The following is a 14,818-nucleotide window of genomic DNA, read 5'->3' as shown; positions in this document are numbered from 1 at the left end:
GAAAAGCAAACATGTATGTAATTGCAGCTGGAGAAAGGAGGACTCCTGTTGAATCGGTCAGAGGGCATGGCTCCTGAAATTGTAATGGATCGTGTGACGATGAAGTACCAGAGTGATCAGAAGGAAGTGCTTGCATTACAGGAGGTTAGTCTGAGTGTAGGTAAAGGTGAATTCGTATCCCTGCTCGGTCCCTCTGGGTGTGGGAAGACCACACTGCTACGCATCATGGCTGATCTTCAACAGCCCACCTCCGGCGAAGTGCTGATTGCAGGGGGCTCTGCTACCGAAGCTCGGCTGGCGCACAAATATGGCATTGTCTTTCAGAATCCTGTGCTCTATGACTGGCGCAAGGTACGAGACAATATCGCCCTCCCATTGGAGATGGGCGGGGTGGGGAAGGCGGAGCGGTATCGCAGGGCAGATGAGCTGTTGAGTATGGTGGGGCTGGGCTCCTTTGGCAATCACTACCCCTGGCAGCTAAGTGGTGGGATGCAACAACGAGCAGCGATTGCAAGGGCCCTGTCCACAGAGCCAGAAATCCTACTGATGGATGAGCCCTTCTCCGCGCTCGACGAGTTCGTACGTGAACGGCTGAATGAAGAGCTTCTTGCTATCTGGAATCAGGTGGGGAATACGGTAGTATTCGTAACTCATAGTATAGCCGAATCCATCTTCCTGTCCGATCGCGTCTTCGTCCTCAGTCCCCACCCCGGTCGCCTTGCTGCCGTCATTGATATTCCTCTCCCTAGACCTCGTACTTCGGATATGCGAAGCACACCTGAATTTTACAACCTGATCTCCCGTGTTCGAAGCTGCTTTGGGGAGGTGTCCGTGTGAAGGATGATGTGCTGCGTGTGCATGGGCGTCTGCTACCTGCGCTCATGTGGCTGACTGCGCTGGTTATACTCTGGCAATCTGCCTCCTGGATGCTGCTCCATATCGTACAGACTCCGCTGGCCCAGTCCAAACTCCCTTACATTCACGAATTGGTAGCTGAGCTATCCCGCTATTACCCGACGCTATTCAAGGAGGGCGGAATTACGCTCTTGAATGCGACTTGGGGCTTCCTTTTGGGAGCCGTGGGGGGCATTCTACTGGCTGTAGTCATGAGTATGTCCCGCTGGATCGAGCAGGCGACTCTTCCTTATGCGGTGGCCTCACAGATGATTCCTGTGCTAGGTCTTGCCCCGATTCTCTATGGTATTGTCCGTGATGAGGACATCGCACGCGTGTTGATTGCTGGCTATATTACCTTCTTCCCTGTGACGTTGAATATGCTCAAGGGACTAAGGAGTGTATCTCCGACTGAGCTTGAATTAATGGCCTCCTGTGCAGCCAAGCCTTGGCAGGTGTATGTGAAGCTACGTGTGCCCGCGGCACTACCGGCCATGTTCAACGGTCTCAAGATTGCGGCTCCACTCGCGGTAACGGGAGCCATTCTAGTAGAGCTGATGGGTGCGCGTCGTGGGATTGGTGTTATTATGCTACGGAATCTCTACTACGGACCGTCACATGCCTATATGTTCTGGTGTACGGTCATGACTGGAGCTGCGCTTGGGGTAGCGAGCTATCTGTTCATTAGCTGGCTTGAGCGGCAAGTAGCTCCCTGGCAGCCTGATCTGCGCAGAGGAGGTGCATGAGGATGAAGGGAGATGCCGCAGAGGCAGGATGGACATCGCCACAGATGGAGGTCGGAGCTGCTCCGCTACGGCGTCCAAGGAGCGCTCGCAGTATTGAGTCGATACGAAGCCTACTTCTTCCACTGGTGGTAGGTATTCTGCTCTTGGTGCTCTGGCAGGGCCGAGTGGTGCATGACGTATTGAATCTTCGTACGTATCAGTTGCCCTTGCCTTCAACCATCGCGCAGGCTGTATATGAGAATGCCGCGCTACTGCTTGCTTATGCAGGTTATACGCTGAGTGAAGCGGTGCTGGGCCTAGCGGTTGGCTCTTCCTTGGGATTGATCATAGCTGTCTGTGCGACCTTCTGGCCAAGATGGGGGAGTGGTGGTGTATGGTTGGTGGCTGCTCTGAATGCTGTGCCGATTGTGGCCCTTGCCCCGATTACGAACCTATGGTTCGGGGATGGGATGGGCTCGCGGATCGCCATTGTATCTGTGACGACCATGGCTGCCATGGCGGTAGGTGCCCACAAAGGGCTGACTGCGGTAGATCCGCTGGCGATGGATTTCATGCAGGCAAATGCGGCGAGTCGTTGGCAGATTTTTCGATATGTGCGCATGTACAATAGCCTTCCTTATGTGCTGACAGCACTTAAGGTCAACACGACTGCCGCGATGATTGGAGCAATCGTGGGTGAATTCTTTTACTCCTCGAAGGGGTTGGGGTATCTGCTGTCCAACTCGATCAAGGTAGCCAAGATGCCGCTAGGCTGGGCCTGTATTGTCATTGCTGCACTGGCAGGTATTGCGTTCTATCTGCTAGCTGACAGCCTGGAGCGGGTACTCTTGCGTTGGCATGCCTCCCAGCGCACCTGAGGGGGACTGTGGAGCCATGTACAATGAGAATTTTTGATGTAATCGTTCCTTGGTGTGTGAACTCCATTGTATGAATTCTAGTGTGTGTTTGGACTCTAGTGTATACGAATTCTAATGTGCGAATTCTGGTGTACGAACCTCAGTGCGATAGAACCTTGAAGTATGGTTGGTTGCCTTGCAGAATACTGCTGTGGATTGTTACAGCATGCTGCTGTTGCTTGCGGTGAAGTGATCGTATTCAGAAATAAGGGGGAGAGCGTATGGGCCAACATGTACAACGTGCTTACTCGCGTGCGATCGGATTGGGAGTGCTGGTGCTCACGCTCATGCTTGCCGGATGTGCAGGCGACGGAGGTGCAGGAAGCGGGACTTCTGTGGAAGGAACGGACGGTGCTGACTCGCGAGCACAGCCCGCCGAGGTGAGGCTGCAGCTCAAGTGGGTGCCACAGGCACAGTTCGCTGGATACTTTGTAGCTCTGGATAAAGGCTACTATGAGGAAGAGGGGCTTCAAGTCGAGATTCTGCCTGGTGGCCCGGATATCGTGCCAGAGCAGCAGGTGGCGAGTGGTGCAGCGGATATCGGTGTGGACTGGGTGGCGAGTCTGCTAGCGCATCAGGAGCAGGAGATGCCGCTTGTTCAGATCGCACAGATCTTCCAGAAGAGTGGGCTGGTGCTGGTCGCGAAGAAGGATTCTGGAATAGATAGCCCGGTGGGGCTGAAGGGTAAGAAGGTAGGGAATTGGATGGGTGGCAACGAATTTGAGGTGCTGGCTCTATTTGATAAATATCAGCTTGACCCAGCGAAGGATCTTGAATTTGCCAAGCAGGGCTTTACGATGGATCAATTCATATCTGGCGAGCTGGATGCAGCCTCGGCTATGACCTACAACGAATATCAGGTAGTGCTGGAGCAAGGTGTGAGCGCCGATGAACTGATTGTCATTGACATGAATGATGAAGGTGTGGCGATGCTTGAGGATAACCTGTTCGCGAACGGGGATTGGCTGGAAGGGAACAAGGAGACGGCAGCCAAGTTCGTTTGGGCATCCCTGAAGGGGTGGAAGGACGCGATCGACAATCCGGAAGAGGCGGTAGATATCGTCATGAAGCAAGCAGAGCAGGGGAGCACCTCAAGAGAGCATCAGCTGAAGATGATGGAGGAGGTTGCTAAGCTGATTTTGCCCAATGGGATGGACCCTGCTCGCATGGGGCAGATTGATGATGCGATGTTCAAGCAGACGGCGGATATTGCCCACCAATTCGGCGTCATTAAGCAGCCTGCTGATCTGGAGAAGGCCTATACCCATGAGATTATGGAGCTTGCTTCCAAGCCATGAGGTGTGGGTGTGGTGGATACTATTTGAACAGAATGGCAAGTGGTCCATTAGTGATGTCTAGGTGAGAAAAGTAAGTGGCGAAAACGAAAAGCAAGCAATAACGGCGAATAGCTGGATGGTGACATAACGAGAGTGAAATGACGAAGGAGGCTGCACATGGATACGGTAACAATCGGAATGATTCAGGCCATGCATCCACTGCATGGTGATGAAGTCGTGGAAGCACACAAGCAAGCTGCAGTGGAGCAGCATGAGAATCTGGTTCGTGAAGCTGCAGCCCAAGGGGCCAAGATCATCGGCCTGCAGGAGATTTTCTATGGACCGTACTTCTGCGCGGAGCAAATCCCCAAATGGTACGAGGCTGCCGAGGAGATTCCGGGAGGACCCACGGTACGACGCTTTCAGGAGCTCGCCAAAGAATTGTCTGTCGTCATTGTGCTGCCTGTCTATGAGCGAGAGGGTATCGCTACCTATTACAACACCGCAGCTGTTATTGATGCAGATGGGAGCTACCTGGGCAAGTATCGCAAGCATCATATTCCACATGTCGGGGCAGGGGAGGGCGCGGCGGGCTTCTGGGAAAAGTATTACTTCAAGCCGGGAAACCTTGGATATCCCGTCTTTGACACGGCGTATGCCAAGGTCGGGGTGTACATTTGCTATGATCGTCACTTTCCCGAGGGTGCTAGAATGCTGGGGCTGAACGGTGCGGAGATTGTCTTCAACCCGTCGGCGACTGTCGCAGGTACATCGGAATATCTGTGGAAGCTGGAGCAGCCAGCGCATGCGGTGGCCAATGGATATTACGTTGCGGCCATTAACCGGGTAGGCACCGAGGCCCCTTGGAGTATGGGGGAATTCTATGGACAGTCTTATCTGGTGGACCCGCGCGGGGGCTTCGTTGCTATGGGGAGCCGGGATCATACCGAGGTCGTGCTGGGAGACATGAACAAGAAGCTGATTCGCGAGGTGCGAGAGAGCTGGCAGTTCTACAGGGATCGGCGTCCCGAGACCTACCAGCAGCTATCCAGTATATAGCGAGTGGTCCGTGGTCTTTGCGGTGGTGTAAGGCGTACAGATCGAGGGCTTACGTCGATTGAGATAAGAATGAAGTGCGGCTCGATGAACAAGCATCTGACGTATGGAAAATGGAAGGATAACGCGCGGCTGTCGCACATATGGAAAGACAGGCGGAGTTATTGCTGGCTAGAAGATCGATGTAGAAGTATGTAGTCATGGATATAAGAAAAGGAGATGAGCGACCTGATGCAGGCAACCGACGAGATGGAGCAGGCGTTAGACAAGGACCGCAAGTACCTGTGGCACAACATCCTGCCTTACCGGGAGGATCACCGTCCCATGGTCGGCGTTCGCGGTGAAGGCTCATGGATTACCGACCTGGAGGGCAATAAATATCTGGATGGCATGTCAGGCATGTGGTGTGTCAATGTCGGGTACGGGAGAACGGAGTTGGCTCAGGCTGCATATGATCAGCTGGCGGCTCTGCCTTATTTTCCACTCACCCAGAGTCATCTGCCGGCGATTCAACTAGCTGAGAAGCTGAATGAGTGGCTGGAGGGGGAATATGTCATCTTCTTCTCCAACAGTGGCTCAGAGGCCAATGAGGTTGCTTTTAAAATAGCCCGTCAATATCAGCAACAGATCGGACAGCATTATCGGCACAAATTCATAGCAAGATACCGGGGATATCATGGCAGCTCGCTCGGCGCCCTGTCCGCCACGGGCCAGGCACAGCGCAAGTTCAAGTATGAGCCCCTGGCGGGAGGCTTCCTACATGTGAGCCCTCCAGATAGCTACCGCCGCCCGGCAGGGTTGACACTGGAGCAGTTCAGTGAGCAGTGTGCGCAGGCGGTTGAGGACATGATCATCTGGGAGGGGGCAGAGACGGTAGCGGCCGTCATTATGGAGCCTGTCATTACGGGTGGCGGCCTATTGGTGCCAGAGGCATCATATGTACAGAGGGTCCGCGATATCTGTACGCGTCACGGCGTGCTGCTCATCATGGATGAAGTGATCTGCGGATTCGGACGCTCGGGCCGCAAGTTCGGGCATCAGAACTTCGGCATTCGCCCGGATGTGATCACGATGGCCAAGGGGCTGACCAGCGGCTATCTTCCGCTATCGGCAACCGCTGTTCGCAAGGAGATCTATGAAGCCTTCAAGGATTCCGAGCTGCACGGCCACCTTCGCCATGTAAATACGTTCGGCGGCAATCCTGCGGCCTGTGCGCTGGCACTGCGTAATCTGGAGATCATGGAGAGAGAGCGACTGGTGGAACGGTCGCAGCTGCTCGGCGAGCGTCTCCATCAGCGATTGGTTGCTCTCAATGATCATCCGCTCGTAGGTGATATACGCTGCTTCGGCTTCATGCTCGGGATCGAGCTGGTAGCGGATAAGCAGACCAAGGAACCAGTCCCGTTGTCTGTCATTACAGGGATTATAGCTGAGTGTAAGCAAAAGAGGCTGATCATTGGCAAAAATGGAGACACTGTCGCTGGATTTAACAACGTGCTGACGCTGGCGCCTCCTCTATCCTCCACGGATGAGGATGTGGAATTCATAATCCAGACGCTTCTACAGGTTATGAGTATCAGTCGGCTTGAAGGGCTTGTGGGTGAAGCGACATGAGTGAATTAAGCTTTTCTGCAGTCTCTTGTTGAAGTCCCTTGTTGAAGGCTCCTGTCGAAGTCTTCTGTTGAAGTCTTCGTAATCCGAAATGTCAATGATGCAGTCTATTGTTGGAGAGAGGTGGTACGGCTCGGAAGCTTGAGCTTCTCGGGATACAGAAGCTGGTAGGCTCGAATCGCAACCTGTATGGAGAGGCGGTGCTCGGCCTGCATGAACTCTGCCCCCAGCAGCTCGGTGATTTTGTCCAGGCGGTAATACAGGGATTGGCGGACGATGAATAATTGCCTGGCAGCCATTTGCTTGGAGCCATCGTTATCGAGATATACCTTGAGTGTGAGCAGGAGTTCGCTACCCTTGATCTCGTCGTGACTGATGAGTGGTCCGAGGTAGGAGGCTATAAAGCGCTGTAAGGTATGGCCATCGTTCAAGTGTGGAAGCAGCTGAAAAATACCCAAATCCTCGTAGAACAGTAGTGGTTGGCGAATACAAGGGTACAGATTCAGTGCCTGTAATCCTTCCTGATATGCTGCAGTAGCTGCGGCAAGCCCTGTGTGCACATGGCTGACGCCAATGATCAAGGCTGCTATCTGCATCGGCAATGCTTGTGAAGTGGGCATCCCGGCAAATGAGGTTAAGTGGTTATTTGGGCTAATACGTTGTCGTGGATTGGCGATGCTGGTGTTTTCCTCATTGTAAGTGATGCTGCTCGTGGTATCTCTCGTGCTTGTATTATTTCTGATGCTTGTAGTACCTCTGATGTTGAAGCTATCTGTATGCCTATTATGTTCTGTATTACGGGTCGTGCCTGTAGTGCCTTTAGGGTCCATAATGCCCGAGAGTGTCTGCAAAAGTCTTTCTTTGTCGTGCTGAAGCTGGGGGTCGGAGATGAAGAGGATAACCCTGCTGGGACTGGCGGTGATCCACAATCGGTACCCGGCCTGCTCCAAAATATGGCGGAGCGAGGGGGCGAATTGCGAAAGGCTGCTGCTGACGTCAGCTCGTATGTTACTGCTCGGGGCTTCGTGCTCCAGGATCGCGATACGATATGGTCGCTCGTTGAGGGTGTGATAGTCCGGGCCAATCATACCCATTAATTGACGCTCGTCCCGGATCTGCCCTTCTACCAGATCTTGAAGCCATTGCTGGTGGGTGGACCAGCGGCGATCCTCTAGTGTATGGCTGCGGAGTAGCTCCTGTGCAATGGATAAGGCGGCAGAGTCGAGCAGGCTGAGCTCGTCGGCTGTATCATCGCCGTGATGCAGGAAGGCGAGATGGGCCCAGGTCTGCCCGAGTGCACCGATGGGACGGATCGCAAGAGTGGGCAGAGCCATAGTGGATTGCTGCCCTGATGCTTCCTTAGTGTGAACGGGTGCGTGAATGACGCCCATCTGTTCTGTAGAGAGAGGAGCTGCTGTGCAGTGGATCTCCTCAATGATCTGAAGCCAATAGAGATGATCCTTGGCCAGATTGGCCGGCAGGAATATGGCTTTTCCCACCAGTGGGCGATAGACAAGCGGGCGCCCGATACTCTCGTGGAGCAGGCGAAGAACATTCTTACTGCCCTGCGGCATCAGGGTTAGGCGGTGAAATTCGCGGGTAATGTGCTCCAGCTCCCGCCGCTTGCGCTGCTGCTCGGTGAGGAGCAGAGAGTGGACATCCAGTGTAATATCCACGAAGCGGACGGTGTGCGGGAATACTACGAGCGGAAATTGCTGCTCATTTGCCATGACGATTGCGTCCTCGGGGATCGCAGGACATTGGGGCCCCAATTCTACGCAGAGGCACGCTGCATTGCTGTGGATCAGCCTGCTAAGGAAGGTCAGCATATCCGCTTGCATGCCTATACCTGTCGTCAGAATCATTTCCCCGCCATGAATCAGTGAATCGAATTGCTCCGTCTCCAGAATGTGAACCCACCGAATCGGCCGGGTTGTTCCTGCTTGACCTGCAATCAGGTATGCTCCCTGGAACACAGGTCTGTTCAAAGCCTCATCCACGGTACAAAGAACTCTCCAATCCAATTACAGCACCCCGTTTCCTAAATAGTGTCGTTGGTACGTAAGGATTTCACAAGCTTTGAGCCAAACGGACATTCTTGAAGAATTTGAAGACTGTAACAAATTACAGCATTCCTTTTGACAACCTGTCTAATGTTAAAGCATTCCTATTCATCTATAGTTGGAATTATATCATGTTAGTATATATAACCGCGAAGGGAAATATATTTATCCTATATATATCAAGGTTGTTATGTGTAGAAATCGTTCGTGTGTTCTGGGTTGTTCGTGTAATAAAAGTTAACTCAATTACCTACTCGCTTATCTAAAGGAGGGATATCGTTGAACACCTGGGCTATTCAGCAGGAACGAGTGATGGAACGAATCGAGGCACTATCTCGCATTGGTAAGATCAGTCCCACCGGGGTATGCAGACTGGCTATGTCTCCTGAGGATCTGGAGGCTGTGAAGATTGTTATGGGCTGGATGGAGCAGGCGGGGCTGAAGACGCGCATGGATGCCTTCGGCAATGTGATTGGTCGCTTGGAAGGACGTGATGCATCCGCTCCGGCTGTAATGCTGGGTTCGCACCTTGACACTCAGCCTTATGCAGGACGCTTCGATGGTATTGTGGGTGTCATCGGTGCGCTGGAGGTGGCGGAGGTGCTGCAAGAGCAGGGAATTACACTGGATGTACCACTGGAGGTTGTCGCCTTCAGTGATGAAGAGGGCTGTCGCTTCAATAAGGGATTGTTCGGAGTCAGGGGACTTCTGGGTCGCCTGGAGGAAGGGGAGCTGGAGCGTGAGGACAAAAATGGGATATCGCGCCGCGAAGCATTGCTTGCGTTCGGTGGAGATCCGGAGCGGTTCGCGGAGAGCCAATACGCTCCAGGGGCGGTCAGGGCGTATGTTGAGCTGCACATTGAGCAAGGTCCAGTCCTCGAAGCGGGAGGGCATTCGGTCGGAGTAGTTACAGGGATCTCGGGCCCGATCTGGTGGACGGTAGATATGTATGGCTTTGCTGGCCATGCCGGGTCGGTGCCGATGTTCATGCGGAGGGATGCACTTGTTGGAGCAGCGCGGGTTATCCAGTATCTTCATGAGCTTGCCTCACGGGAGCCGCAGGCCCCGACGGTCGCGACGGTGGGCTCGCTGCAGGTCATGCCAGATTCACGAAATATCATCCCCGAGCACGTCCGATTCACCGTGGATCTACGAGACATGGATATGGAGCGTCGGAATCGGCTGGAGCGAGAGCTACGCTCCTTCATTGATACCACCGCGGGCTTACTTGGGCTCACATATACCATACGCGAGGATACAGTCAGTGAACCGCGTTACTGCGCTGAACGCATTATGAGTACGATACGCGAGTCGGCTGAGGAGATGAAGCTGGAGTTGCCTGAGCTGATGAGCGGTCCGTTCCATGATGCGCTGGAGATGTCGCGTTACTGTGACTATGGCATGATCTTTGTCCGATGCAAGGACGGTATCAGTCATAATCCAGCGGAATACGCCAGCCCTGAAGATATTGCAGCCGGGACTGAGTTGCTCTATCGAACGGCTCTCCGACTATGTCCCCAACCCATTGCAACGAATAGCCGGCTCGTATCCGGCATGAACAAGGAGGCTTAACCCTGATGCAGATGAATGATATGGAGATGAATGCCCAGCTTGAGGATGCCTTTGCCGAAATACAGCCCGGAATGACGCCGCACGCAGCCCAGGATGAATCTAATCGTTGTCTGTACTGCTACGATGCACCCTGCATTCAGGCTTGTCCCACCAGTATCGATATTCCGTCCTTCATTCATCGGATTGCGACGGGGAACCTGAGGGGGGCTTCCCAGACGATTATGGATGCTAATCCAGTCGGTGCGAGCTGCGCACGTGTCTGCCCCACAGAGGAATTATGCGAGGGAGCCTGTGTGCTGAATCACAGCTCGGAGCCGATTCAGATCGGGATGCTGCAGCGCTATGCTACTGATTGGGCCATGCAGAGTGGTCATCAGCTGTTCCAGGCTGGTCATTCGAACGGTCTGCGTGCCGCCGTCATAGGGAGTGGCCCCGCAGGCCTGGCTGCAGCGAAGGAGCTTGCTGTAGCGGGCTATGAGGTCACCGTGTTTGAGAAAAGATCGCTTGCGGGTGGCTTGAACACCTACGGTATTGTGTCCTTTCGACTGCCCCGGGCCGTTGCATTGTGGGAGGTTCAACAGGTAGAAAGCATGGGTGTACAATTCCGGACCAATACCGAGGTTGGACGAGATATATCCGTAGCTGAGCTTCTGGACGATTATGATGCGATTATCCTGGCAGCCGGGATGGGCTATGTTCCTCCATTAGGGATTGAAGGTGAGCAGTTGGGTGGAGTGTACGATGCAATTGAACTGGTGGAGAGTACGAAGAATGGGCGTCCACCACTACATTTTCAGGGAAAGCGTGTAGCGGTTATCGGGGCAGGGAATACAGCAGTCGATGCGGCTACGACTTCCGTTCGTCTGGGAGCAGAGCAGGTGAGGATGGTCTATCGGCGTACACGCGAAGAGATGACGGCGTATGCCTTTGAATACCGATTTGCCCGGCAGGAGGGTGTTGAATTCGATTGGCTAACCGCGCCGGTGCGTATCGTGGGTGATGGGAAGGGGCAGGTGACAGGACTGGAATGTGTACGAATGCAACTCACAGAGGAGCCAGGAGCTGATGGGCGGAGAGTGCCGCGTCCACTAGAGGGATCGACTTTTCTGATGCCGGTGGATGCTGTAGTGACAGCGATTGGTCAGGAGCGGCAGCTGAGCATAATCGACAAGATGGGGCTTGCGCATGATCGTGGCGTTGTACGAGTAGACCCGGATACCTACCGAACCTCCCATCCCAAGGTGTATGCCGCAGGAGACATTGTCTTCGGTGCAGGGAAAGGAGAGGCTACGGTGGTATCTGCAGCAGAGCAAGGAAAGCAGGCAGCCCGTGCGCTGATTCAGGAAGGAAGTCGCCAGGCAGAACGTACAGCATGATAGATCACGGTGTGTGGGATGGTCAGAAGAAGTTCCGAACCAAGTGAGGATGTACCTATCGTGTGGACTGGTGCATCGTGCGAACCTGTGCATTATGCGGACCCAGACTCTTAGCATTTTCAGTTCTATCTATATACTACTGTAACCGAAAGGAGCTTGCTTATGGCAGACTTGAGCATCAATCTGGCAGGGATTCGCTCGCCGAATCCGTTCTGGCTGGCCTCTGCACCGCCCACCAATACTGGATATCAGGTGCAGCGAGCCTTTGAAGCAGGATGGGGTGGGGCTGTCTGGAAGACGCTTGGAGATCCGATCATCAATACCTCCTCCCGCTTCGCGGCGGTGCATTTCAAGGGACAACGCGTGGCAGGCTTCAATAATATCGAGCTGATCTCCGACAGACCGGTTGAAGTGAATCTGCGGGAGATTCGAGAGACGAAGCGCCTTTTCCCAGATCGGGCCTTGGTTGTGTCATTGATGGTGGAGCCAAAGCGTGAGAAATGGCATGAGATCGTCAAGCGAGTGGAGGCTGTGGGTGTAGATGGATTGGAGCTGAACTTTGGATGTCCTCATGGCATGGCTGAGCGGGGCATGGGAGCAGCCTCTGGGCAGCAGCCAGATCTGGTGGAGATGCAGACGTATTGGGTGAAGGAAGTAGCACAGACGCCGGTCATTGTAAAGCTAACGCCCAATATTACAGACATTACGGTGGTGGCCCGCCATGCGGTGTTGGGTGGAGCGGACGCCGTCAGTATGATTAATACAATTAACAGTCTCGCGGGAGTAGACCTGGACACCTGGAATACCGTTCCCCATGTAGGGGGGAAAGGAGCGCACGGTGGATATTGTGGACCTGCGGTGAAGCCCATCGCGCTGAATATGGTAGCTGAGTGCGCCCGCACACCAGAGGTTAGCGTGCCGATCTCTGGGATGGGGGGAGTATCCTCCTGGCAGGATGCAGTCGAGTTCATGCTCATGGGGGCTTCTGGCGTTCAGATATGTACAGCCGCGATGCATCATGGCTTTCGGATCGTCGGCGAGATGATTGATGGCCTGAACAACTATCTGGATGACAAGGGTATTGCCTCGGTCAAGGATCTCGTAGGCCAATCGGTCCCGCGTTATTCCAATTGGGGCGATCTGGACCTTAATTATCAGGTGGTAGCCCGAATTCATCAGGAGCAATGCATTCACTGCAACAAATGCCATATTGCATGTGAGGACACCTCGCATCAATGCATTGATTTGCTGAGAGATGAGGCAGGCCGCTCGTATGTTCAGGTGCGGGAGGAGGACTGTGTGGGCTGCAATCTGTGTTCTATCGTCTGCCCGGCGGAGGGGGCTATTGAGATGATTCAGGTAAATCATGGACGGCCACCAATGAGCTGGAATGAGCGTCAGCGAGTGTTGACTGGGCTGAACCGGGAATCTAGTGAAGCGGAGGTGCGATCTTCATGAGTAATCACGGCACGAGTGGCGGCAACAATAGCTTCAATAGCAACATCAATAACAGCGGGTACGAAAAAAGGGGCACAGGCAAGCTCATTCGTAACGGAATCATTGTCACAGCGGTAGACACATATAAGGCAGACATTCGAGTGGACGGTGGCATCATAGTGGAGATTGGCCTGCGCCTTGAAGACCAGGGGGCAGAGATCATTGATGCTTCGGGCTGTTACGTATTTCCGGGTGGGATCGACCCTCATACACATCTGGATATGCCTTTTGGCGGTACTGTAACCTGCGATGACTTTGCGTCGGGCACGAAGGCTGCGGCCTTCGGCGGTACGACCACCATTATTGACTTTTGCCTGACGAACAAGGGGGAGCCGCTGCAGAAGGCTGTCGCGAGATGGCATGACAAGGCCTTGGGTAAGGCGGTCATTGACTATGGATTCCATCTGATGGTATCAGAGCTGAATGCGGAGGTGCTTGAGGAGCTGCCTGTGATCATGGAGAAGGAGGGCATTACATCGTTCAAGGTGTTCATGGCCTACAAGCACACGCTCCAAGCGGATGACGGTACATTGTACCAGACGCTGAAGGTAGCGCGGAAGCACGGAGCGCTAGTCATGGTGCATGCCGAGAACGGGGATGTTATTGACATCCTGGTGTCTGAAGCACTCTCGGCTGGGAAGACCGAGCCGATCTATCATGCGCTCACTCGTCCACCGGAGCTGGAAGGGGAGGCAACCGGTAGAGCCGCCTATCTGACGGAGCTTGCAGATTCACAGCTGTATGTAGTCCATGTGACCTGTGCGGAAGCGGCGTGGAAAATACAAGAGGCGCGCAAGAAGGGACTGCGTGTATACGGCGAGACCTGTCCGCAGTATTTGCTGCTGGAGCAATCGGCTCTGGAGAAGCCGAATTTTGAAGGTGCGAAGTATGTCTGGTCACCTCCGCTGCGCGAAGCCTGGAATCAGGATGTTCTCTGGTCGGCGCTCGCCTCGGGCGATCTGCAGACGATCGGCTCCGATCAATGCTCGTTTCATTTTAAAGGGCAGAAGGAGCTAGGGCGCGGTGATTTTTCGAAAATTCCTAATGGTGGACCTATGATTGAGGATCGGTTCAGCTTGTTGTACTCGGAAGGAGTGCGGAAGGGGCGGATTACCCTGAATCAATTCGTAAATATGATCTCGACAGCCAGTGCCCGCCTGTTCGGACTATTTCCGCGCAAGGGGACTATTGCAGTAGGCAGTGACGCTGATTTGGTCATTTTCGATCCTAATCAGGAGCGAACACTCTCGGCGCAGACCCATCATATGAAGGTGGATTACAGCGCGTTTGAGGGGATGAAAGTAACCGGAGAGCCAGTGTCTGTGCTGGTGCGTGGTGAATTCGTCATTCGTGACAAGCAATTTGTGGGCACTCCAGGTTATGGGGCCTATCTGCGGCGTGACTCCTTTCGCATTGCGGAGCAGGTCAGAGTCCCTGAACGGATTCCGACAGAGGAGGGGATCATCTGATGTCTGCCTATGGGGAATTCGCAGCGGAAAGAGAAATATTGGATGACCTGCTGAATAGGGGATATGTGGTCCGAAGTGTACAGGAGGGGTTGGACGGAGCGGATGTCATGCTCATTCAACCTGCACATCCAGACCAGCATGAGCACGTACATCTGGGTACCGCGGATGCCCGCAAATATCTGGGCACATTGCTGGTGAGTGGAGCGGCCTGTGTACCAATAGTCTGATTCACCCGGTTCGATCAAATATGGATTAAAAGCTCGCACCGAGTAAACTGGGCATCTAGATGAAACTCCGAAACCCGAAACTCCATAGATATGGAAATCAAAAGGTCGAAGATTTGCACTCGAAAAGAGTCCAT

The 14,818-nt window shown here is 53.8% G+C and carries 12 protein-coding genes; 11 read left to right on the top strand and 1 reads right to left on the bottom strand.

What is annotated here, in order from left to right; all coding sequences use genetic code 11:
- Positions 1-48: 48 nt before the first annotated feature.
- The 6 genes from K331_RS0127385 (at position 49) to K331_RS0127360 (ending at position 6,483) form a co-directional block, all read left to right on the top strand.
- On the top strand, positions 49-837 hold the full coding sequence (locus K331_RS0127385; protein WP_226383712.1) for an ABC transporter ATP-binding protein: 789 nt from the start codon (positions 49-51) through the stop codon (positions 835-837).
- Positions 834-1,640: an ABC transporter permease gene (locus K331_RS0127380; protein ID WP_084165600.1), complete on the top strand. Its 807-nt coding sequence runs from the start codon at positions 834-836 to the stop codon at positions 1,638-1,640. The genes K331_RS0127385 and K331_RS0127380 overlap by 4 nt, the downstream gene beginning before the upstream one ends.
- 2 nt (positions 1,641-1,642) lie before the next feature.
- Positions 1,643-2,497, top strand: a complete 855-nt coding sequence (locus K331_RS0127375; RefSeq protein WP_028592791.1) for an ABC transporter permease — start codon at positions 1,643-1,645, stop codon at positions 2,495-2,497.
- A 260-nt stretch (positions 2,498-2,757) separates the two neighbouring features.
- Positions 2,758-3,834 carry an ABC transporter substrate-binding protein gene (locus K331_RS0127370; protein ID WP_028592790.1) on the top strand — a complete coding sequence of 359 codons (1,077 nt, stop codon included), beginning with the start codon at positions 2,758-2,760 and terminating at the stop codon, positions 3,832-3,834.
- Positions 3,835-3,990: 156 nt separating this feature from the next.
- Positions 3,991-4,872, top strand: coding sequence for a nitrilase-related carbon-nitrogen hydrolase (locus K331_RS0127365; protein ID WP_028592789.1), 882 nt, complete (start codon positions 3,991-3,993; stop codon positions 4,870-4,872).
- Between the two features lie 228 nt (positions 4,873-5,100).
- Entirely contained in the window at positions 5,101-6,483 is a 1,383-nt protein-coding gene (locus K331_RS0127360; RefSeq protein ID WP_028592788.1) for an aspartate aminotransferase family protein, read from the top strand.
- A gap of 104 nt (positions 6,484-6,587) precedes the next feature.
- Here the strand turns inward: K331_RS0127360 and K331_RS31275 are convergent, their stop codons facing one another.
- Positions 6,588-8,504 (bottom strand): PucR family transcriptional regulator, encoded by a 1,917-nt coding sequence (locus K331_RS31275; RefSeq protein ID WP_028592787.1) that lies wholly within the window; start codon positions 8,502-8,504, stop codon positions 6,588-6,590.
- A gap of 318 nt (positions 8,505-8,822) precedes the next feature.
- Between K331_RS31275 and K331_RS0127350 the strand changes: the two genes are divergently transcribed.
- The 5 genes from K331_RS0127350 (at position 8,823) to K331_RS0127330 (ending at position 14,684) form a co-directional block, all read left to right on the top strand.
- Positions 8,823-10,115, top strand: a complete 1,293-nt coding sequence (locus K331_RS0127350) for a M20 family metallo-hydrolase (protein WP_028592786.1) — start codon at positions 8,823-8,825, stop codon at positions 10,113-10,115.
- A gap of 11 nt (positions 10,116-10,126) precedes the next feature.
- Positions 10,127-11,491 carry an NAD(P)-dependent oxidoreductase gene (locus K331_RS0127345; RefSeq protein WP_051290086.1) on the top strand — a complete coding sequence of 455 codons (1,365 nt, stop codon included), beginning with the start codon at positions 10,127-10,129 and terminating at the stop codon, positions 11,489-11,491.
- A gap of 162 nt (positions 11,492-11,653) precedes the next feature.
- On the top strand, positions 11,654-12,949 hold the full coding sequence (preA, locus tag K331_RS0127340; protein ID WP_028592784.1) for an NAD-dependent dihydropyrimidine dehydrogenase subunit PreA: 1,296 nt from the start codon (positions 11,654-11,656) through the stop codon (positions 12,947-12,949).
- Positions 12,946-14,457 (top strand): dihydropyrimidinase, encoded by a 1,512-nt coding sequence (hydA, locus tag K331_RS0127335; protein WP_226383711.1) that lies wholly within the window; start codon positions 12,946-12,948, stop codon positions 14,455-14,457. Before preA ends, hydA begins: the two co-directional genes overlap by 4 nt.
- Positions 14,457-14,684, top strand: a complete 228-nt coding sequence (locus K331_RS0127330) for a hypothetical protein (RefSeq protein WP_028592782.1) — start codon at positions 14,457-14,459, stop codon at positions 14,682-14,684. Before hydA ends, K331_RS0127330 begins: the two co-directional genes overlap by 1 nt.
- Positions 14,685-14,818: the final 134 nt, after the last annotated feature.

Source organism: Paenibacillus massiliensis subsp. panacisoli DSM 21345 (genome assembly GCF_000426545.1).
GTDB lineage: Bacteria > Bacillota > Bacilli > Paenibacillales > Paenibacillaceae > Paenibacillus > Paenibacillus panacisoli.
This window is presented reverse-complemented; position numbering and strand designations above follow the sequence as displayed.

What these genes read in the sequence shown, in the direction of transcription:
- K331_RS0127375 (WP_028592791.1), top strand. Translation starts at nt 1,643, where the DNA reads ATGAAGGGAGATGCCGCAGAGGCAGGATGGACATCGCCACAGATGGAG.
- K331_RS0127370 (WP_028592790.1), top strand. Translation starts at nt 2,758, where the DNA reads ATGGGCCAACATGTACAACGTGCTTACTCGCGTGCGATCGGATTGGGA.
- K331_RS0127365 (WP_028592789.1), top strand. Translation starts at nt 3,991, where the DNA reads ATGGATACGGTAACAATCGGAATGATTCAGGCCATGCATCCACTGCAT.
- K331_RS0127360 (WP_028592788.1), top strand. Translation starts at nt 5,101, where the DNA reads ATGCAGGCAACCGACGAGATGGAGCAGGCGTTAGACAAGGACCGCAAG.
- K331_RS0127345 (WP_051290086.1), top strand. Translation starts at nt 10,127, where the DNA reads ATGAATGATATGGAGATGAATGCCCAGCTTGAGGATGCCTTTGCCGAA.
- preA (WP_028592784.1), top strand. Translation starts at nt 11,654, where the DNA reads ATGGCAGACTTGAGCATCAATCTGGCAGGGATTCGCTCGCCGAATCCG.
- hydA (WP_226383711.1), top strand. Translation starts at nt 12,946, where the DNA reads ATGAGTAATCACGGCACGAGTGGCGGCAACAATAGCTTCAATAGCAAC.
- K331_RS0127330 (WP_028592782.1), top strand. Translation starts at nt 14,457, where the DNA reads ATGTCTGCCTATGGGGAATTCGCAGCGGAAAGAGAAATATTGGATGAC.